The 19,839-nt window shown below is 73.2% G+C and carries 21 protein-coding genes; 17 read left to right on the top strand and 4 right to left on the bottom strand.

Going from position 1 to position 19,839, the window contains the following annotated elements:
- The first annotated feature begins 49 nt into the window (after positions 1-49).
- The 8 genes from argC (at position 50) to argH (ending at position 8,661) form a co-directional block, all read left to right on the top strand.
- Entirely contained in the window at positions 50-1,051 is a 1,002-nt protein-coding gene (gene argC / locus DKT68_RS15725; protein WP_109818159.1) for an N-acetyl-gamma-glutamyl-phosphate reductase, read from the top strand.
- 55 nt (positions 1,052-1,106) lie between these two features.
- A complete protein-coding gene (gene argJ, locus DKT68_RS15720) occupies positions 1,107-2,276 on the top strand; it encodes a bifunctional glutamate N-acetyltransferase/amino-acid acetyltransferase ArgJ (RefSeq protein ID WP_109818158.1) in 1,170 nt (389 codons plus the stop codon).
- A gap of 58 nt (positions 2,277-2,334) precedes the next feature.
- Positions 2,335-3,222, top strand: a complete 888-nt coding sequence (argB, locus tag DKT68_RS15715) for an acetylglutamate kinase (RefSeq protein ID WP_109818157.1) — start codon at positions 2,335-2,337, stop codon at positions 3,220-3,222.
- Positions 3,219-4,442: an acetylornithine transaminase gene (locus DKT68_RS15710; protein WP_109818156.1), complete on the top strand. Its 1,224-nt coding sequence runs from the start codon at positions 3,219-3,221 to the stop codon at positions 4,440-4,442. Before argB ends, DKT68_RS15710 begins: the two co-directional genes overlap by 4 nt.
- Positions 4,439-5,401 (top strand): ornithine carbamoyltransferase, encoded by a 963-nt coding sequence (gene argF / locus DKT68_RS15705; protein WP_109818155.1) that lies wholly within the window; start codon positions 4,439-4,441, stop codon positions 5,399-5,401. Before DKT68_RS15710 ends, argF begins: the two co-directional genes overlap by 4 nt.
- Positions 5,398-5,913, top strand: coding sequence for an arginine repressor (locus DKT68_RS15700; RefSeq protein WP_109818154.1), 516 nt, complete (start codon positions 5,398-5,400; stop codon positions 5,911-5,913). The genes argF and DKT68_RS15700 overlap by 4 nt, the downstream gene beginning before the upstream one ends.
- Positions 5,910-7,121 (top strand): argininosuccinate synthase, encoded by a 1,212-nt coding sequence (locus DKT68_RS15695; protein WP_109818153.1) that lies wholly within the window; start codon positions 5,910-5,912, stop codon positions 7,119-7,121. The genes DKT68_RS15700 and DKT68_RS15695 overlap by 4 nt, the downstream gene beginning before the upstream one ends.
- A 76-nt stretch (positions 7,122-7,197) precedes the next feature.
- Positions 7,198-8,661, top strand: coding sequence for an argininosuccinate lyase (gene argH / locus DKT68_RS15690; RefSeq protein WP_109818152.1), 1,464 nt, complete (start codon positions 7,198-7,200; stop codon positions 8,659-8,661).
- A gap of 46 nt (positions 8,662-8,707) precedes the next feature.
- On the opposite strand, the gene DKT68_RS15685 is transcribed toward argH, so the two are convergent.
- The gene (locus DKT68_RS15685; RefSeq protein ID WP_109818151.1) at positions 8,708-9,061 is read right to left on the bottom strand and encodes an MmcQ/YjbR family DNA-binding protein; all 354 of its coding nucleotides are present in this window, start codon (positions 9,059-9,061) and stop codon (positions 8,708-8,710) included.
- Positions 9,062-9,156: 95 nt separating this feature from the next.
- Positions 9,157-9,582, bottom strand: a complete 426-nt coding sequence (locus tag DKT68_RS15680; RefSeq protein WP_109818150.1) for a DNA-binding protein — start codon at positions 9,580-9,582, stop codon at positions 9,157-9,159.
- 103 nt (positions 9,583-9,685) lie between these two features.
- Between DKT68_RS15680 and DKT68_RS15675 the strand changes: the two genes are divergently transcribed.
- The 5 genes from DKT68_RS15675 (at position 9,686) to DKT68_RS15655 (ending at position 13,865) form a co-directional block, all read left to right on the top strand.
- Positions 9,686-10,327, top strand: a complete 642-nt coding sequence (locus tag DKT68_RS15675; RefSeq protein WP_109818149.1) for a DNA-3-methyladenine glycosylase — start codon at positions 9,686-9,688, stop codon at positions 10,325-10,327.
- An 86-nt stretch (positions 10,328-10,413) separates the two neighbouring features.
- Positions 10,414-11,499, top strand: a complete 1,086-nt coding sequence (locus DKT68_RS15670; RefSeq protein ID WP_109818148.1) for a WD40/YVTN/BNR-like repeat-containing protein — start codon at positions 10,414-10,416, stop codon at positions 11,497-11,499.
- 10 nt (positions 11,500-11,509) lie between these two features.
- The gene (locus tag DKT68_RS15665; RefSeq protein WP_236646916.1) at positions 11,510-11,776 is read left to right on the top strand and encodes a ubiquitin-like small modifier protein 1; all 267 of its coding nucleotides are present in this window, start codon (positions 11,510-11,512) and stop codon (positions 11,774-11,776) included.
- 257 nt (positions 11,777-12,033) lie between these two features.
- The gene (locus DKT68_RS15660; RefSeq protein WP_109818181.1) at positions 12,034-13,173 is read left to right on the top strand and encodes an LLM class flavin-dependent oxidoreductase; all 1,140 of its coding nucleotides are present in this window, start codon (positions 12,034-12,036) and stop codon (positions 13,171-13,173) included.
- A complete protein-coding gene (locus tag DKT68_RS15655) occupies positions 13,170-13,865 on the top strand; it encodes an FMN reductase (RefSeq protein WP_109818146.1) in 696 nt (231 codons plus the stop codon). Before DKT68_RS15660 ends, DKT68_RS15655 begins: the two co-directional genes overlap by 4 nt.
- On the opposite strand, the gene DKT68_RS15650 is transcribed toward DKT68_RS15655, so the two are convergent.
- The gene (locus tag DKT68_RS15650) at positions 13,795-14,682 is read right to left on the bottom strand and encodes a universal stress protein (protein WP_201749052.1); all 888 of its coding nucleotides are present in this window, start codon (positions 14,680-14,682) and stop codon (positions 13,795-13,797) included. The two genes, DKT68_RS15655 and DKT68_RS15650, sit on opposite strands and share 71 nt — an antisense overlap.
- Positions 14,683-14,828: 146 nt before the next feature.
- Here DKT68_RS15650 and DKT68_RS15645 point away from each other — a divergent pair, with 146 nt between their 5' ends.
- From DKT68_RS15645 to DKT68_RS15635, 3 genes are all read left to right on the top strand, one after another.
- Complete coding sequence (locus DKT68_RS15645; protein WP_109818144.1) at positions 14,829-15,329, top strand: GNAT family N-acetyltransferase; 501 nt, start codon at positions 14,829-14,831, stop codon at positions 15,327-15,329.
- 9 nt (positions 15,330-15,338) lie between these two features.
- Positions 15,339-15,977, top strand: a complete 639-nt coding sequence (locus DKT68_RS15640) for a hypothetical protein (protein WP_109818143.1) — start codon at positions 15,339-15,341, stop codon at positions 15,975-15,977.
- A 126-nt stretch (positions 15,978-16,103) separates the two neighbouring features.
- A complete protein-coding gene (locus DKT68_RS15635) occupies positions 16,104-17,429 on the top strand; it encodes a hemolysin family protein (RefSeq protein WP_109818142.1) in 1,326 nt (441 codons plus the stop codon).
- A gap of 24 nt (positions 17,430-17,453) precedes the next feature.
- Here DKT68_RS15635 and DKT68_RS15630 read toward each other — a convergent pair whose 3' ends face one another.
- Positions 17,454-17,837, bottom strand: coding sequence for a PaaI family thioesterase (locus tag DKT68_RS15630; RefSeq protein ID WP_201749055.1), 384 nt, complete (start codon positions 17,835-17,837; stop codon positions 17,454-17,456).
- Between the two features lie 106 nt (positions 17,838-17,943).
- On the opposite strand from DKT68_RS15630, the gene tyrS reads away from it, so the two are divergent.
- Complete coding sequence (gene tyrS / locus DKT68_RS15625; protein WP_109818141.1) at positions 17,944-19,236, top strand: tyrosine--tRNA ligase; 1,293 nt, start codon at positions 17,944-17,946, stop codon at positions 19,234-19,236.
- The last annotated feature ends 603 nt before the right edge of the window (positions 19,237-19,839 follow it).

The following is a 19,839-nucleotide window of genomic DNA, read 5'->3' as shown; positions in this document are numbered from 1 at the left end:
GCCACGATCATGACTGCTAGCCTCGTTGCATAGTCATGCGGAGGTGAGTATGGGAATCCGAGTCGCGATCGCCGGAGCGAGCGGTTACGCCGGGGGCGAGCTGCTGCGCCTGGTCGCCGGGCACCCGGAGTTCGACCTGGTGGCCGCCACCGCGCACAGCCAGGCCGGGCACCGCGTCGACGTGGTGCACCCGCAGCTCACCGGGCTCGACCTGGTGCTCGGCGAGACCGACCCGACGACCTTCAGCGACGCCGACCTGGTCTTCCTGGCGCTGCCGCACGGCCAGTCGGCGGTGCTGGCCGCCCAGATCCCGCCCCACGTGCGGATCGTCGACCTGGGAGCCGACCACCGACTCGCCGACCCGTACGACTGGGCGCAGTACTACGGCGGCCCGCACGCCGGCCAGTGGACCTACGGTCTGCCCGAGCTGCCTGGCCAGCGCGAGCTGATCGCCGGCTCCACCCGCGTGGCGAACACCGGCTGCTACGCCGCCGCGATCACCCTGGCGCTCGCGCCGCTGATCGCGGCCGGCGCCGCCAACCCCGCCGACGTGGTGGTGGTCGCCGCCTCCGGCACCTCGGGCGCCGGGCGGGCGGCCAAGCCGCACCTGCTGGCCAGCGAGGTGATGGGGGACCTGTCGCCGTACCGGGTCGGCACCCACCAGCACGTGCCGGAGATCAAGCAGGCGTCCGGGGCGACCGGCCTGTCGCTCACGCCGGTCCTGGCGCCGATGCCGCGCGGCATCCTGGCCACGGTCACCGCCCTTCCCACGCGCGGCGTCGACCCGCAGCACGTGCTGGCGCAGGCGTACGCGGACGCGCCGTTCGTGCACGTGCTGCCGGAGGGCAGGTGGCCGCACACCGCCGCCACGCTCGGCTCGAACTCCTGCCACCTCCAGGCCACCGTCGACGTCGACTCCGGCCGCCTGGTCGTGCTCAGCGCGCTGGACAACCTGGGCAAGGGCGCCGCCGGCCAGGCCGTGCAGAACGCCAACCTGATGCTCGGCCTGCCGGAGACGACCGGCCTCTCCGTCTGGGGGGTCAGCCCGTGAGCGCGAGAAGTGCGGCGCAGCGGAGCCCCTCGGTCGCGAACGAAAGGCGGGCACGGTGAGCGTCACCACCCCACGGGGGTTCCGGGCGGCCGGGGTGGCCGCCGGCCTGAAGGCCAGCGGCGCCGACGTCGCGCTGGTGGTCAACGACGGCCCGGACGCCGGCGTCGCCGGTGTCTTCACCTCCAACCGGGTCAAGGCCGCGCCAGTGCTGTGGACGCAGCAGGTCGTGCAGGGCGGCGTGGTGCGCGCGGTGGTGCTCAACTCCGGTGGCGCCAACGCCTGCACCGGCCCCGCCGGCTTCCAGGACACGCATGCCACCGCCGAGCACACCGCCGCCGCGCTGACCTCGGTCAGCCCCCGGCTGATACTCGGCGCTGGCGAGGTGGCGGTCTGCTCCACCGGGCTGATCGGCGAGCGGCTGCCGATGCCGAAGCTGCTGCCCGGCGTCCGCTCGGCGATCCGGGGCCTGTCGCGCGACGGCGGCCCGGCCGCCGCCGAGGCCATCATGACCACGGACACCCGCCCGAAGACCACGGTGGCCCGCGGCAGCGGGTGGACGGTCGGCGGGATGGCCAAGGGCGCCGGGATGCTCGCGCCGGGCATGGCCACCATGCTGTGCGTGCTGACCACCGACGCGGTGGCCGGGCCGGCGACCCTGGACGACGCGCTGCGCGCCGCCACCCGGGTCACCTTCGACCGGGTCGACTCCGACGGCTGCATGTCGACCAACGACACCGTGCTGCTGCTGTCCAGCGGCGCGAGCGGCATCGAGCCGACGCCGGCCGAGCTGGTCGCCGCCGTCACCGCGGCCTGCCACGACCTGGCCCAGCAGTTGGTGGCCGACGCCGAGGGCGCCACCAAGCAGATCGCCATCGACGTGGTCGGCGCCGCCGACGAGGACGACGCGGTCGAGGTGGGCCGCACGGTGGCCCGCAACAACCTGGTCAAGACCGCGCTGTTCGGCAACGACCCGAACTGGGGCCGGATCCTCGCGGCGGTCGGCACCACCGCCGCCGCGTTCCAGCCGGACGGGGTGGACGTGGCCGTCAACGGGGTGTGGGTGTGCCGGGGCGGCGCCGCCGCCGAGGACCGCTCGAAGGTCGACCTGACCGGGCGGGACGTGACCATCCGGATCGACCTGCACGCCGGCACGTCGGCCGCGACGATCTGGACCAACGACCTGTCCCACGCGTACGTGCACGAGAACTCGGCGTACTCGTCGTGAGCGCGAGGAACGCGGCGAAGCGGAGTCCCGCGGTCGCGAACGGAAAGCTGGCACGGCCATGAGCCTCAGCACCGACCTCACCCGCGCCCAGGTCAAGGCGGAGACGCTGATCGAGGCGCTGCCGTGGCTGGCGCGCTTCTCCGGCTCCACCGTCGTGGTGAAGTACGGCGGCAACGCCATGGTCGACCCGGAGCTGCAGCGGGCGTTCGCGGCCGACATGGTCTTCCTGCGCCACGCCGGCCTCAAGCCGGTGGTGGTGCACGGCGGCGGTCCGCAGATCTCCGCCATGCTGGGCCGGCTCGGCATCGCCAGCGAGTTCCGGGGCGGCCTGCGGGTGACCACCGCCGAGGCGATGGACGTGGTCCGGATGGTGCTGGTCGGGCAGGTCGGGCGGGAACTGGTCGGGCTGATCAACTCGCACGGTCCGTTCGCCGTGGGTCTGTCCGGGGAGGACGCCCGGCTGTTCACGGCGGTGCGCCGCCCGGCGTACGTGGACGGACAGCCGGTCGACGTCGGCCAGGTCGGCGACGTCGAGTCGGTCGACGTGTCGGCGGTGACCGACCTGATCGCGGCCGGCCGGATCCCGGTGATCTCCACGGTCGCGCCGGACGCCGACGGGGTGCTGCACAACCTCAACGCGGACACGGCCGCCGCCGCGCTGGCCGTCGCGTTGCGGGCCCGCAAGTTGGTCGTGCTCACCGACGTGGCCGGCCTGTACGCCGACTGGCCGGACACCACCAGCCTGGTGTCCGAGATCAGCACCGACGACCTGGCGAAGCTGCTGCCCAGCCTCGAGTCGGGGATGGTGCCGAAGATGGAGGCCTGCCTGCGGGCGGTGCGTGGGGGAGTGCCCGCCGCGCACGTCGTCGACGGTCGGGTGGCGCACTCCACGTTGCTCGAGGTCTTCACGTCGGAAGGGTTCGGAACGATGGTGATTCCGTCATGAGCACGCTCGTACAGCGCTGGTCGCAGTCCATGATGGACAACTACGGCACCCCGCCGATGGCGCTGGTCTCCGGCGCCGGCGCGGTCGTCGTCGACGACGCCGGTCGGGAGTACCTCGACCTGGTGGGCGGGATCGCGGTCAACGCCCTCGGCCACGCCCACCCGGCGGTGGTGGCCGCCGTCTCCCGGCAGGTCGCCACGCTGGGGCACGTCTCCAACCTCTACGTGGCGGAGCCGCCGGTCGCGCTGGCGGAGCTGCTGCTGGCGCTCGCCGGTCGGCCCGGCCGGGCCTTCTTCGCCAACTCCGGCGCGGAGGCCAACGAGGCGGCTTTCAAGCTGTCCCGGCGGACCGGCCGCAGCCACGTGGTCGCCACCCGGGGCGGGTTCCACGGCCGTACCATGGGCGCCCTCGCCCTGACCGGCCAACCGGCGAAGGCCGACCCGTTCCGACCGCTGCCCGGCGAGGTGACCCACGTCGACTACGGCGACGTCGCCGCGCTCGAGGCGGCGGTCACCGACGCCACCGCCATGGTGATCCTGGAGCCGATCCAGGGCGAGAACGGCGTGGTCGTCCCGCCGGCCGGCTACCTCGCCGCGGCGCGGCGGATCACCGCCCGGCACGGCGCGCTGCTGGTGCTCGACGAGGTGCAGACCGGCATCGGTCGCACCGGACACTGGTTCGCCCACCAGGCCGAGGGCGTGGAGCCGGACGTGGTCACCCTGGCCAAGGGGCTGGGCGGCGGTCTGCCCATCGGCGCCTGCCTGGCCTTCGGGCCGACCGCCGACCTGCTCGGTCCCGGTTCGCACGGCACCACCTTCGGTGGCAACCCGGTCAGCTGCGCCGCCGCGCTCGCCGTGGTGGCGACCATCGCGAACGAGGGGCTGCTCGACCACGTGAAGCGGGTCGGGGAGCGCCTGCGCCACGGGATCGAGGCGCTGGGTCACCCGCTGGTCGCCGGGGTGCGCGGCGCGGGGCTGCTGCTCGGTGTGGCGCTCACCGCTCCGGTGGCGCCGGTGCTCGCCGAGGCGCTGCGCGAGGCCGGCTTCCTGGTCAACCCGGTGCAGCCGGGCGTGGTCCGGCTGGCCCCGCCGCTGATCCTCACCGTCGCCCAGGCGGACTCCTTCCTCGCCGCGCTGCCTGCCGCCCTGGACACGGCGGCGCCCGCCGCGGCCGGGACGGGCGCGCTGGCGGCCAACCCCACCCTGGAGACGACGGCATGACCCGCCACCTGCTGCGCGACGACGACCTCGCACCCGCCGAGCAGTCCGCGGTGCTCGACCTCGCGGCGCGGATGAAGTCGGACCGCTTCGGCCACCGGCCGCTGTCCGGGCCACGCTCGGTGGCGGTGCTCTTCGACAAGCAGAGCCTGCGCACCCGGATCTCCTTCGACGCCGGGATCGCCGAGCTGGGCGGGCACCCCCTCGTCGTGGACACCCAGGTCACCCACTTCGGCCGGGGCGAGTCGCTGGCCGACGCCGGCCGGGTGCTGTCCCGCTACGTCGCGGCGATCGTGCTGCGCACCCACGGCGACGACCGGATCGCCGACGTGGCGGCGGGCGCCACAGTGCCGGTGATCAACGCGCTCACCGACGGCTTCCACCCCTGCCAGCTGCTGGCCGACCTGCTCACCGTCCGCGAGCGGTGCGGCGGCACGGCCGGCCGCACCCTCACCTACGTGGGGGACGGCGCGAACAACATGGCGCAGTCGTACCTGCTGGCCGGGGCGACGGCCGGGATGCACGTGCGGATCGCCGGGCCGGACGGCTTCGCGCCGGACCCGACCGTGGTGCGCCGGGCGGCGGAGATCGCCGCCGGCACCGGCGGGTCGGTGCGGGTGCTGACCGATCCGGGCCAGGCGGTACGCGACGCCGACGTGCTGGCCACCGACACCTGGACCTCGATGGGGCAGGAGGACGACGGGCTGGACCGGATCACCCCGTTCCTGCCGTACCAGGTCAACAAGGAGCTGCTCGGTCAGGCCGCGCCGGACGCGATCGTGCTGCACTGCCTGCCCGCCCACCGCGGCGAGGAGATCACCGACGAGGTGCTCGACGGCCCGCAGAGCGCGGTCTTCGACCAGGCGGAGAACCGGCTGCACGTCCAGAAGGCGCTGCTGACGTTCCTGCTGGACGTCGAGGCCGCGACCGGGGCCGGAGCCGCGACCGGGGGTGTCCGGTGACCGCCCCGCTGACCCGCGCCGCCCGGCACGCCCGGATCGTGGAGCTGATCCGCGACCGGGCGGTGCGCTCGCAGACCGAGCTGGCCGACCTGCTCGCCGCCGACGGTGTCGGGGTCACCCAGGCCACCCTCTCCCGGGACCTGGAGGAGCTGGGCGCGGTGAAGGTGCGCGGCGGCGACGGGCCGGCGGTCTACCTGATCCCCGAGGACGGCCACCGGCCGCTGCGGGACGCCGAGGCGGCGCCCGCCCGGCTGGTGCGGCTGCTGCGCGAGCTGCTCAACGGGGTCGACTCCAGCGGCAACATCGCCGTGCTGCGTACCCCGCCGGGCGCAGCCCAATACCTGGCCAGCGCGTTGGACCGAGCGGGCCTGCCCGAGATCGTCGGCACCATCGCCGGCGACGACACCATCCTCGTCGTGGCCCGTGAGGCCGTCGGCGGGGCCGCACTCGGCGACAAGCTCGCCGGCTGGGCCCGCGGGGAAGACAACGTTGAAGGGAGCACCACATCATGAGCGAGCGGGTCGTCCTGGCGTACTCCGGAGGTCTCGACACCTCCGTCGCCATTCCCTACCTGGCCGAGCAGACCGGCGCCGAGGTGATCGCGGTGGCGGTCGACGTCGGGCAGGGCGGCGAGGACCTCGACGCCATCCGGCAGCGCGCGCTGGACTGCGGCGCCGCCGAGTCCGAGGTGGTCGACGCGCGCGACGAGTTCGCCGCCGAGTACTGCCTGCCGGCCATCCGGGCCAACGCCCTCTACATGGACCGCTACCCGCTGGTCTCGGCGCTGTCCCGGCCGTTGATCGTGAAGCACCTGGTGGCCGCGGCGCGCAAGCACGGGGGGACGATCGTCTCGCACGGCTGCACCGGCAAGGGCAACGACCAGGTCCGGTTCGAGGTGGGCCTGAACGCGCTCGCCCCCGACCTGAGGATCATCGCGCCGGCCCGGGACTTCGCCTGGACGCGGGACAAGGCGATCGCGTTCGCCGAGGAGAAGGGGCTGCCGATCGACGTGTCGGCCAAGTCGCCGTACTCCATCGACCAGAACCTGTGGGGTCGCGCGGTGGAGACGGGCTTCCTGGAGGACATCTGGAACGGCCCGATCGAGGACCTCTACTCGTACACCGCCGACCCGGCGCAGACGCGCGACGCGGACGAGGTCGTGATCACCTTCGACGGCGGCGTCCCGGTCGCGATCGACGGTGAGACGGTCACCCCGTACCAGGCGATCCTGGAGCTGAACCGGCGCGCCGGCGCGCAGGGTGTTGGCCGGCTGGACATGGTCGAGGACCGGCTGGTCGGCATCAAGAGCCGTGAGGTGTACGAGGCGCCCGGCGCGATCGCGCTGATCACCGCCCACCAGGAGCTGGAGGCGGTCACCGTGGAGCGCGACCTGGCCCGGTTCAAGAAGGGCGTCGACCAGCGCTGGGGTGAGCTGGTCTACGACGGCCTGTGGTTCTCGCCGCTGAAGGACTCGCTGGACGCGTTCATCGACGACGCGCAGCGGCACGTGAGCGGCGAGGTGCGAATGACCCTGCACGGCGGCCGGGCCACCGTCACCGGTCGGCGCTCCGAGGCGAGCCTCTACGACTTCGGGATGGCCACCTACGACACGGGCGACACCTTCGACCAGTCCCTGGCCAAGGGGTTCGTGCAGCTGTGGGGTCTGCCGAGCCGGATGGCCGCCGCCCGGAACGCCCGGCTGGGCGGCTCCGCCCAGTGACACGTGCGAGCGCGAGGAGTGAGCGAGCGCAGCGAGTGAGCCCCGCAGTCGCGCGCGAAAGGCAAGCAGAGCAATGATGGGCGGCGTGGACGACAAGAGCCTGACCGAGAACAGCGCCGCGACCAACCGGACGAGTCTCTGGGGTGGCCGGTTCGCCGGCGGCCCCGCCGAGGCGCTCGCCCGGCTGTCGGTGAGCGTGCAGTTCGACTGGCGCCTGGCCCCGTACGACATCGCCGGTTCCCGGGCGCACGCCCGGGTGCTGGCGGGTGCCGGCCTGCTCGACCCGGAGGAGCTGGGTCGGATCCTGGCCGCGCTGGACGACCTGGAGGCCGCCTGCGCCTCCGGCTCGTTCCGCCCCACGGTGGACGACGAGGACGTGCACACCGCGCTGGAACGCGGTCTGCTGGAGCGGCTGGGCAGCCTCGGCGGCAAGCTGCGCGCCGGCCGGTCCCGCAACGACCAGGTCGCCACGGACCTGCGGCTCTACCTGCGCGACCACGCCCGGGGCGTGGCCAGCCGGCTGGTGGAGCTGGCCGAGGCGCTGGTCGAGCAGGCCGAGCGGCACGTCGACACCGCGGCGCCCGGCATGACCCACCTCCAGCACGCCCAGCCGGTCACCTTCGGGCACTGGTTGCTCGCCCACGTGCAGCCGTTGCTGCGCGACCTGGAGCGGCTGCGTGACTGGGACCACCGGGCGGCGATCAGCCCGCTCGGCGCGGGCGCGCTGGCCGGCTCCGGCCTGCCGCTGGACCCGGTGGCGGTGGCGAAGGAGCTGGGCTTCCGCACGTCGTTCGCCAACTCGATGGACGCGGTCGCCGACCGGGACTTCGTGGCCGAGTTCCTCTTCACCACCGCCATGATCGGGGTGCACCTGTCCCGGCTCGGCGAGGAGGTGGTGCTCTGGACGTCGCACGAGTTCGGCTGGGTGGAGCTGGACGACGCGTTCGCGACCGGTTCGTCGATCATGCCGCAGAAGAAGAACGCGGACATCGCCGAGCTGGCCCGGGGTAAGTCGGGCCGGCTGGTCGGTGGGCTGATGACCGTGCTGACCATGCTCAAGGGCCTGCCGATGACCTACGACCGGGACATGCAGGAGGACAAGGAGCCGGCCTTCGACGCGGTCGACACCCTGGAGCTGCTGCTGCCCGCCCTGGCGGGGATGATCTCCACGATGACCGTCCGGGTGGACCGCCTCGTCGCCGCCGCCCCGGTCGGCTTCTCCCTCGCCACCGAGGTCGCCGACTGGCTGGTCCGGCGCAACGTGCCGTTCCGCGACGCGCACGAGATCACCGGCCGGCTGGTGGCGCTCTGCGCCGCCCGGGAGTGTGAGCTGGAGGAGGTCTCCGACGCCGATCTGGCGGCCGTCAGCGAGCACCTCGACCCGTCGGTGCGCGACGTGCTCTCGGTCCGTTCGGCCCTCGCGGCCCGGACCACCCCGGGCTCGACGGGCCCCGGGCCGGTCGCCGACCAGCTCGCCGCCGCCGCGGACCGGCTGGCCGGCTGGCGGGAGTGGGCCACCGAGCGGGTCGTTCCGCGCTGATCCCGCCGTGGCGCCGGAGCTGCCCGCTTCCGGCGCCGCGACCGGTTCAGGCCGTCGGGCGCTCCCGCTTCGGGAGCTTGGCCACCACCATGTCGTACGACGCGTCGACGGCCTCGGAGAGCTCCTCCTCGTCGATCCCGCCGTCCAGGCGCAGGGTGTTCCACCCGGACCGGCCGATGTAGGCCATCACCCGGGCGTCGTCGGGGTGTCGGTGCAGCCACTCGTCGGCGACCTCACGGGTCGGGCCGCACTTCACGCCGACCGTCGGGTTGCCGTCGCCGTTGCCGAGGAACGCGAAGATCCGGCTGCCCACCTTCACCACCTCGTCGCCCTCCCACGGCCGGTCCAGCCACGCTCCCGGCTTGGCCAGGCAGTACGCCAGCATCTCCGCGCGGTCCATGGGTGCCTCCCGGAATCGTCGTGCGCACAGTGTGCCCGCCCGGCCGCCGCTCGGCGCGCCGCGCCGGTCGGGTCGCCGCCCGTCAGCGTGGCGGATCAGGCGGCCTGCTCGGCGGATCGGGCGGCGACCCGCTCGTAGCGCTGCCGGGCGGCCTGCGCGCTGCCCAGGCCCAGCCCGTACGCGATGGCCTGCCAGGTCAGCCCCCGGTCGCGGGCCAGTGTCAGCAGCCCCGCCTCCAGGGCGTCCAACTCGGCGCGGACGTGCGGCAGCAGGGTCAGCGCGGCGGTGAGGTCGGCGCCGTCGACCGGCTCCTCCGTGGGCTCCCGCTCGGCCCCGCCGGCGGCCAGCGCGGTGACCAGCGCGACCGCCTCCCACGGGTCCAGCACGTACGGGTGGGCCCAGCGCCCCCGCTGGGCGGGGGTGCCGGCGTGCCGCTCGCTGATCCGTCGCAGCGCGTCGTGGGTGCGGTGGGCGCGGGCCCGGGCCGCGTCTGGCGCGGTGAACGGGTCGTCGGTCGTCATACCCCGATCACAACCCATCAACGAAAACTTGTCAACAGTTTGTTGAAACTCGCCCGCTGCGGCGCCGCGGATGGCGGGACGGCCGGGTGGGTACCGTCGGGTCATGGACCTGCTGCCTGGTGACCGCGCCGCCGACGCCGACCTGGCGGCGCTGGCGGACCTGCTCGCCGGCCCGCTGCTGCCGGCCGCGCGCGGGCTGCTGGGCTGCCGCCTGCACGCCGGCGAGGTCACCGTCCGGATCACCGAGGTCGAGGCGTACGCCGGCACTGCCGGGGACCCGGCCTCGCACGCGCACCGGGGTCGCACCCCCCGCAACGCGGTGATGTTCGGCCCGGCCGGGCACGCCTACGTCTACTTCACCTACGGCATGCACTGGTGCATGAACGTGGTCACCGGTGTCGAGGGGGAGGCGGCGGCGGTGCTGCTGCGCGCCGGTGAGGTGGTGGACGGCCTGCCCACGGCTCGGGCCCGGCGACCCGCCGTCCGCCGGGACGTGGACCTGGCCCGCGGGCCGGCCCGGCTCTGCTCGGCGCTCGGCGTCGACCGCTCGGCGTACGGCGAGTACCTGCTCGGTGACGGGCCGCTCCGGTTGCGCCCGCCGGCACGTCCGGTGCCGCCGGAGGCGGTGGTCGCGGGTCCACGGGTCGGCGTGACCGGAGCGCACGACCTGCCGTGGCGGTTCTGGCTCGACGGCGACCCGACGGTCAGCGCGTACCGGCGGCACGTGCCCCGCACCCGGCGCTGAGGCGGCCCGGCGTGTGTCCTGGCGATTCTGTCGGGGGGTGTGGCCATAATCACCGCACCTGCCCGCCGACGGTTCCGGAGGACGTCATGGCAACGCTGCTCGCGATCGGCACGGCCAAGGGATTGTTTCTCGCCACCAGCGCCGACGACCGGCGCAGCTGGGAGATCACCGGCCCACACTTCCCGATGACCGGCGTCTACGCGGTCGCGGTCGACACCCGCCGCCCCACCCCCCGGCTGCTCGCCGGGGTGACCAGCTCACACTTCGGGCCCAGCGTCGCCACCAGCGACGATCTCGGCGCCTCCTGGGACGAGCCCGACGCGGCCCCGGTCGCCTTCCCGGCCGACACCGGCGCGACCCTCGGGCGGGTCTGGCAGCTGATGCCGGCCGGCCCCGACGAGCCGGACGTGGTCTGGGCCGGCACCGAGCCCTCGGCGTTGTTCCGGTCCACCGACGGCGGCCGCAGCTTCGAGCTGGTCCGTTCGCTCTGGGACCACCCGCACCGCCCCGAGTGGGAGGCGGGTTTCGGTGGCCAGGCCGTGCACACCGTGCTGCCGCACCCGCGTGACCCGGCCCGGCTGCTGGTCGCCATGTCCACCGGCGGGGTCTACCGCTCCGAGGACGCCGGGGCGACGTGGGCGCCGGGCAACACCGGCATCCGCGCCTACTTCATGCCCGACGAGTGGCCGGAGTTCGGCCAGTGCGTCCACAAGGTCGCCCGGGACGCCGGCAACCCCGAGCGGCTGTACGCGCAGAACCACCACGGTGTCTACCGCTCCGACGACGACGGCCGCACCTGGTCCTCGATCGCCGACGGGCTGCCCAGCGACTTCGGGTTCCCGATGGTGTCCCACCCCGGGCGGGCCAACATGGTCTGGACGTTTCCGCTGGTGGCCGACAGTGAGAGGTTCCCCACCGACCACCGCTGCCGGGTGTTCCGCTCGGCGGACGCCGGCGGCAAGTGGGAGCCGCTGTCGGTGGGGCTGCCCGAGGGCCCGTTCTACCCGGCGGTGCTGCGCGACGCGATGTGCGCCGACGGCTCCACCCCCGGCGGCGTCTACTTCGGCACCCGCTCCGGCGAGGTCTACGCCAGCCGCGACGAGGGCGACTCCTGGTCGCTGGTGGCGGCGCACCTGCCCGACGTGCTCTGCGTCCGGGCCGCGGCGGTGTGAGGTGGTCACCGTGCTGCTGCCCGGCCCGCTGCGCGGCGAGGCCGGTGGTGCGAGCCGGCTGAGCGTCACGGCCGCCGGCACGCTGCGGGCGGTCCTCGACGAGGTGGCCGCCGAGCATCCGCGGCTGGCCCGGCGCATCCGCGACGAGCGCGGTGAGCTGCGCCGCTACGTCAACGTCTACGTCGACGGGGAGGACTGCCGGCACTCCGGCGGGCTGGCGACCCCGGTCGGCGACGACGCCGAGGTGCAGGTGCTGCCGTCCGTCGCCGGCGGCTGAGCCGACACGCCGCGTCGACGAGGCTGGCCACTGGACCTTCGAGTCGGGCGCTGCCGTGATCACGCACACCCGGACGGACGTGAGACGGGCGATCGGCGAAGGGCCAAGTTGCCGCCATCCGGGACCTCCTGGGTGGCTCCGGACCGAGTGACCGGTGCCACCGGGGGGCCGTCCGCCAGCGGAATAGTTGCGCCGTCAAATAAGTTGTGCGCAACGTCCGGGTGCACGGCCCGGTCGGACACGGCGAGGAGCTGGTCATGCAGTTCGGAGTCTTCACCGTCGGTGATGTCACGGTCGACCCGACCACCGGTCGCGAGCCGAGCGAGCATGAGCGGATCAAGGCGATGGTCGCCATCGCGGTGAAGGCCGAGGAGGTCGGCCTGGACGTCTTCGCCACCGGCGAGCACCACAACCCACCGTTCGTGCCCTCGTCGCCGACCACCATGCTCGGTCACATCGCGGCGCGCACCGAGCGGCTGCTGCTGTCCACCGCGACGACCCTCATCACCACCAACGACCCGGTGAAGATCGCTGAGGACTACGCGATGCTCCAGCACCTCGCCGACGGCCGCGTGGACCTGATGATGGGCCGCGGCAACACCGGCCCGGTGTACCCGTGGTTCGGCAAGGACATCCGGGCCGGCATCCCGCTCGCCATCGAGAACTACGACCTGCTGCACCGGCTGTGGCGCGAGGACGTGGTCGACTGGAAGGGCCGCCACCGCACGCCGCTGCAGTCGTTCACCTCGACACCGCGCCCACTCGACGGGGTTCCGCCGTTCGTCTGGCACGGCTCGATCCGCAGCCCCGAGATCGCCGAGCAGGCCGCGTACTACGGCGACGGCTTCTTCGCCAACCACATCTTCTGGCCCAAGGAGCACACCCAGCGGATGGTCGGGCTCTACCGCGAGCGGTACGCGCACTACGGGCACGGCTCCGCCGACCAGGCCATCGTCGGCCTCGGTGGGCAGGTGTTCATGCGGCGCAACTCGCAGGACGCGGTCCGGGAGTTCCGTCCGTACTTCGACAACGCCCCGGTCTACGGGCACGGCCCGTCGCTGGAGGAGTTCAGCCGGGAGACCCCGCTGACCGTGGGCAGCCCGCAGCAGGTCATCGACCGAACGCTGGGCTTCCGGGAGTACGTCGGTGACTACCAGCGGCAGCTGTTCCTGATGGACCACGCCGGGCTGCCCCTGAAGACGGTGCTGGAGCAGCTCGACCTGCTCGGCGAGGAGGTCGTGCCGGTGCTGCGCAAGGAGTTCGCGGCGCTGCGCCCGGCGCACGTGCCGGAGGCGCCGACGCACGCCTCGCTGGTCGCCGCGGCGGGCGGCGCCAAGGACAGCACCCTGCACGCCGTCGACGACGTGACGGGCAAGGCGCCGGAGGTGGCCCGATGAGCCGCCGCACCCTGGCCGTGGTCTCCGCGGGGCTGAGCCAGCCCTCGTCGACCCGGCTGCTCGCCGACCAGCTTGCCGGGGCGACCCGCGACGAGCTGGTCCGGCGCGGCGCGGAGGTGGAGCTGCGGTTCGTCGACCTGCGGGAGCACGCGCACGACGTGGTGAACAACCTGCTCACCGGGTTCCCGCCGGCCGCCCTGCGGGAGGCCCTCGACACGGTGACCGGGGCGGACGGGCTCATCGCCGTCACCCCGATCTTCAACGCCTCGTACAACGGGCTGTTCAAGTCGTTCTTCGACGTGCTGGAGGCGGAGTCGCTGGTCGACCGGCCGGTGCTGATCGGAGCCACCGGCGGCACCGCCCGGCACTCGCTGTCCCTGGAGCACGCCGTCCGCCCGATGTTCACCCACCTGCGGGCGGTGGTGGTCCCCACCGCGGTCTTCGCCGCCCCGGAGGACTGGTCCGGCGGCGCCGCCGACGGCGCGCTGCGGAGCCGGATCAGGCGCGCCGCCGGGGAGCTGGCCGGCGAGGTCGAGCGTCGGCTGCCGTCCACTGGCCCGGCCGACCCGTTCGCTCTCACCACCGACTTCCTGCAGATGCTCGGCCGGGACGACGCCCCGGTCACTCCACCGGGTCGTACGGGTGAGCGACCAGCACCGGGCAGTGCGCGTGCTGGATCACCGCCTGGCTGACCGAGCCGAGCAGCAGCCCGGCGAATCCGTGCCGGCCCCGGGTGCCCACGGCCAGCAGTGACGCCGTGCCGCTCGCCTCGACGAGCCCCTGGGCCGGCCCGGCCGCCCGTACCGGATGCTCCCGCACGACCAGCCCGGGATGCTCGGCCCGGACGGCGGCGGACGCGTCGGCCAGCAGCCGCACCGCCTCGGCCTGGTACGCGGCCTGTGACTCCTCGACCTCGTCCGGCACCGGCCGGTCGCCGTCGGGCGGACCGACGTGCACCAGCACCAGCGGGAGATCGCGGCGCGCCGCCTCGTCGGCGCCGTACCCCACCGCGAGCCGGGACGACTCTGATCCGTCGACGCCGACCAGCACCGGCTCGTCCACCGGGATCGGCTGCTCGTCCGGGCGTACCACCAGCACGGGGCAGTGCGCGTGCGCGGCCACCTGCCCGCCGACCGAGCCGAGCAGCAGCCCGGCGAACCCGCCCCGACCGCGACTGCCCACCACGACGAGCTCGGCCCCGCGGGACGCCTCGACCATCGTCGCGGCGGGGCCGCCGGCGACCTGGCGCACCTCGACGTCGAGGCCCGGCCAGCGGCCGACCAGGTCGGCCGCCGTCCGCTCCATCATCTTCTGCGCCTCCTCGCTGGGCGCCGGCACCCCGAGGTCGTACGGGTTGAGCGGCACGCCGTAGCCGAGCGGATGCAGGTAGCCGTGCACGAGGAGCAGCGGCCGGGACCGCAGCAGGGCGGCGCGGGCCGCGTGCTCCGCGGCGACGAGGCTGGACGGGGATCCGTCCACGCCCACCACGACAGGTCGGTTCATCGGCACTCCCTGGGTCGGTCAGGTCATTGTCGACGCACCCGGCGGGCAACGCCGGCATTTGCCCCGCCCGGACGCGCTGGCCGTCGCCGGCTGAGCCATGCCGGCCCGGACGGAGGCCGCCCCCTTCCCGGCCGTCTGCGTACCCTCGTCGGATGACTTCCGACGTGCAGCTGCGCCCGGTCCGCGAGGACGATCTCGTCGAGTTCTTCCTGCACCAGCAGGACCCGGAGGCCAACCGGATGGCGGCGTTCGGCCCCGCCGACCCGTCCGACCACCGCGAGTTCGCCCGGCACTGGGCCCGGGTGCTCACCAACCCGGCGAACATGGTCCGCACCGTCGAGGTCGACGGCGAGGTGGTCGGCCACGTCACCGCCTTCCCGGCAGGTGACCTCACCGAGGTCAGCTACTGGATCGATCCGGCCCGCTGGGGCCGGGGTTACGCCACCGCCGCCCTGGCCGCCCTCCTGCGCGAGCTGCCCCGGCCGGTGCACGCCCGCGCCGCCAAGGACAACGCCGCGTCCCTCGCGGTGCTCGGCAAGTGCGGCTTCGTGGTGGTCGGCGAGGACTCGGGGTACGCCAACGGGCGCGGCGCCGAGGTGGAGGAGTGGTTGCTGGAGCTGCCCGCCGACGGCTCTGACCAGGGTGAGCACTAGTCTCGCGGGGTGAACTGGTTGGATCTGATCGGCTGGGCCGGCTCCGCGGTGCTGGTCTGGTCGCTGCTGCAGTCGCGCATCCTGCGACTGCGCGCGCTCAACCTCGTCGGTTGTCTCGTGCTCATCGGCTACAACGCCGCACTCGAGGTCTGGCCCATGGTCGGTCTCAACATCGTGCTCGCGGTGATCAACATCTGGTACCTGCGCGGGATGCTCGCCACCCGGCACGACGAGCAGACCTACCAGGTGGTCGAGGTCGGCGTCGGCGACCAGTTCCTGGCGCACACGCTGCGGGTGCACGAGGCGGACATCACCCGCTTCAATCCCGGCTTCCACTGGGACCCGGCCGCGGAACGCTCCGCGTTCCTGGTGGTCACCGCCGACGAGGTGGTCGGGGTGGTGCTGTCGCACGCCGAGACGCCCGGGGTCGCCCAGATCGACCTCGACTACGTGACCCCGAAGTTCCGCGACTTCACCCCCGGCGAGTTCGTCTACCGGCGCAGCCGCCTCTTCACCGAACGGGGCTTCCACCGGGTGGTCAGCCCGCCCGGGATGGTCGCCCCCTACTACCACCGGCTCGGCTTCCGCCCGGAGGGCGACTCGTACGTCCTCGATCTGCCCGCGTCACCGGTGACCGGATCGGCGTAGCGTCGCCGCGGCAGGGTTCGGCCGCCGCCGGACGGGGCACAGACACGCGTACGCCGGGCGGCGCCGCCGACCGGTGGGTGCCGTGCGCACCGGCGGGTGTCATCACGACGAGGGAGCGAACCAGGCGTGCAGAGCTACGGGAGCCAACTGGCCCTGGTCGGAGTCCTGGTCGTCATCAACGCGCTCTTCGCCGGCAGTGAGATGGCGTTGGTGTCGCTGCGGGACAGCCAGATCCAACGGTTGGAGCGGACCAGTCGGGCCGGGCGTGTCCTCGCCCGGCTGGCCAAGGACCCGAACCGTTTCCTGGCCACCATTCAGATCGGCATCACCCTGGCCGGCTTCCTGGCCTCCGCCGCCGCGGCGGTCTCGCTCGCCAAACCCCTCGTGCCGCTGCTCGGGGTGTTCGGCGGCGCCGCCGAGACCGTGGCGATCGTGGTGGTCACCCTCGCGCTGACCTTCGTCACCCTGGTCTTCGGCGAGCTGGCCCCCAAGCGGATCGCCATGCAGTCCGCGGAGCGCTGGGCGCTGCTGGTGGCTCGCCCGCTCGACCTGCTCGCCAGCCTCACCCGCCCGGCCGTCTGGGCGCTCGGCGCCACCAGCGACCTGGTGGTCCGCCTCGTGGGGCTCAACCCGAAGCACCAGCCGGAGGAGATCGGCCCGGACGAGCTGCGCGACATCGTCTCCGGCAACCACGGCTTCACGAAGGAACAGCGCACCATCATCGCCGGCGCCGTGGAGATCGCCGACCGGCGGTTGCGGGCTGTCCTCGTACCCCGGTTGCGGGTCTTCACGCTCGACAGCGGGACCACCGCGGAGGCCGCGCGGCTGGTGCTGGCCGCCACCGGGCACTCCCGGGCGCCGGTGGTGCGCCACGGCGGCCTGGACGACACCCTCGGCATGATCCACCTGCGCGACCTGGTGGGGGTCCCCGACGACCGGCCGGTCGACGAGATCGCCCGCCCTCCGATGCTGCTGCCCGACTCGCTGCCGGTCGTGGAAGCGCTGCGCCAGTTCAAGGCCGAGCGTCAGCACATCGCGCTGGTGGTCGACGAGCGCGGCGCGGTCGATGGCATCGTCACGCTGGAGGACATCCTGGAGGAGATCGTCGGGGAGATCTACGACGAGACCGACCGGGACGGCTTCTCGGTGCGCCGCGACCCGGACGGCGCGCTGCTGCTGCCCGGCACCTTCCCGGTGCACGACCTGCCGGACATCGGCGTGGAGCTGCCGTCGCGGCCCGACGGCGACTACACGACCGTCGCCGGGCTGGTGCTGGCCCGCCTCGGCCACATCCCCACCGTCGTGGGCGAGGACGTCACCCTGGACGGCTGGACGCTGGTGGTGGCGGGCATCGACCACCGGGCGATCACGGAGGTACGGCTGAGCCGCGTCCCCGAGGCGGCCGAGGCCGACCAGGACGTCGAGCCGGTGCTGGACGAGGCGCGCAGCTGACCCCGCCAGGGAGTGCGGCCGGGGTCAGGCGGGGGAGAGGTTCTGCAACCTGACCTGACCGCGGGCGACCAGCCGCTGGTCGGCGTCGGTGATCTCCACCTGCCAGAGCTGCTGGCTGCGACCCCGGTGCACCGGCGTGCCGACCGCCGTCAGCTCGCCGTCCCGGACCGCCCGCAGGAAGTCCGTCTGGTTGCTGACGCCGACCACCGTGCCCCGGTCGGCCAGCCAGAGCGAGCCACCCACGCTGGCGGCGGTCTCGACCACCGAGCAGTACACCCCGCCGTGCTGGATGCCGAACGGCTGGTGCAACTCGGGCCGGACGCGCCAGCTGATGACGACGCGGTCGGCGGTCGCCTCCTCGAACGTCAGGCCGAGCAGGGCGACGAAACCACCCGTCAGATCCGGCATCTCCACGGCGAACCCCTCCTCGATCAAGCGGCCGCAAGCCTAACCGGGGTGGGTTGGGCGAAACCCGGTACGGGTCGGTGCCGGCGATGGGGGAGAATTGGCGACCGTGACCGACAGCAGCCTCCCGCCGCCCGGGCGGGACTCTTTGACCGACGACCTGCTCTGGCGTGGCCTGATCCAGGACTCGACCGGCCTCGACGAGCTGCGCGAGCTGCTCGACGGTGCGGACGCCGCCACCTTCTACGTGGGCTTCGACCCCACCGCGCCGAGCCTGCACGTCGGCTCGCTCATGCAGGTCACCATGGCCCGCCGCCTGCAACTCGCCGGCCACCGCCCGTTGCTGCTGGTCGGCGGGGCGACCGGGCAGATCGGTGACCCGAAGGCCAGCGCCGAGCGGACGCTCAACCCGCCCGAGGTGATCGCCGGGTGGGTCGAGCGGATCCGCGAGCAGTTGGCGCCCTTCGTGTCGTACACCGGCGACAACGCGGCCCGACTGGTGAACAACCTGGACTGGACCGGCGAGATGTCGGTGGTCGAGTTCCTCCGCGACGTGGGAAAGCACTTCCCGGTCAACAAGATGCTCGCCCGGGAGGTGGTCCGGGCGCGGCTGGAGACCGGCATCAGCTTCACCGAGTTCAGCTACCAGCTCCTGCAGGCCAACGACTTCTTCGAGTTGCACCGCCGGCTCGGCTGCCAGCTCCAGTTCGGCGGCTCCGACCAGTGGGGCAACATCACCGCCGGCGTCGACTACGTACGCCGGCGTGGGGCCGGGCCGGTGCAGGCGTTCACCACGCCACTGGTCACGAAGCCCGACGGCACGAAGTTCGGCAAGACCGAGGGTGGCAGCGTCTGGCTCGACCCCATGTTGACCAGCCCGTACGCGTTCTACCAGTTCTGGCTCAACGTGGACGACCGGGAGGTCGACCGCTACCTGCGGTACTTCAGCTTCCGTTCGCGTGACGAGCTGGAGGAGCTGGCGAAGGCGACGGCCGAACGGCCGGCGGCCCGGCTGGCGCAGCGGGCGCTCGCGGAGGAGCTGACGAGCCTGGTGCACGGGCCGGAGGAGACCGGGCAGGCGATCGCCGCCAGCCAGGCGCTGTTCGGTCGGGGCTCACTGGACGACCTGGCCCCGGCGACGCTGCGCGCGGCGCTGACCGAGGCGGGTCTGGTGCAGCTCGCCGGCGACCTGCCGGACGTGGCGGGCCTGCTGCGCGACTCCGGCCTGGTGCCCAGCCTCAAGGAGGCCCGTCGGGTGATCGCCGAGGGCGGCGCCTACGTCAACAACAACCGGGTGGCCGAGGTGGACGCCACGGTGTCTCCGGACGACCTGTTGCACGGGCGGTACCTGGTGCTGCGCCGCGGCAAGCGCTCCTTCGCGGGCGTTGAGCTGCGCGGATAGTCACCTGTCGACGGTGTGACGGGGGACGCGTCCGGCGGATTTGACGATCATCCCGCCGGACGCGTAACTTTCTCTCTGCCAGCGCGGAACGGACGAAACAGGCGAAAGCCTGAAGGCCGGAGCGCGGGAATGACCGCCGGGTCGGAGGGGTTACACCTCTCAGACCCGGTACCGGGTGGGGCCCCCAGAGTCGCCGCGAGGCGGATTTGGCGAGGCGGAACCGACCGGGTAAGGTTGACGACCGGCAGGGCACCGGGCGAGCTTGCGGGAGACCGCGGCGGCCGCCTGCCAATCCGTGACGAGAGCGGCGCAAGCCGGTCGAGACATGGTGCCCGTATTACGGAGTGACGCACGACAGGCCGCGACACAGCGGTTTGACACAGCGGAAACCGGCGGGTAACGTAGTAAAAGTGCCTGGCGCTGAAAGCGCCGGCAAACAGAACGGAAAGCCCCGAGATGGGCTCCACGGTGTGGGGTTCTGGTCGGTGTGTGGTTGTTCTTTGAGAACTCAACAGGGTGCTTGATAAGCCAGTGCCAATTATGATTTATACCCCGTGCTGGTCGGGCTTTATGTCTGGCTGGTTTGGGATTCCTTTGGCAACA

This window comes from Micromonospora acroterricola (assembly GCF_003172955.1).
Classification (GTDB): Bacteria; Actinomycetota; Actinomycetes; order Mycobacteriales; family Micromonosporaceae; genus Micromonospora; species Micromonospora acroterricola.
Note: the sequence above shows the minus strand (reverse complement) of the source record. Positions and strands in the feature narration are given on the sequence as shown.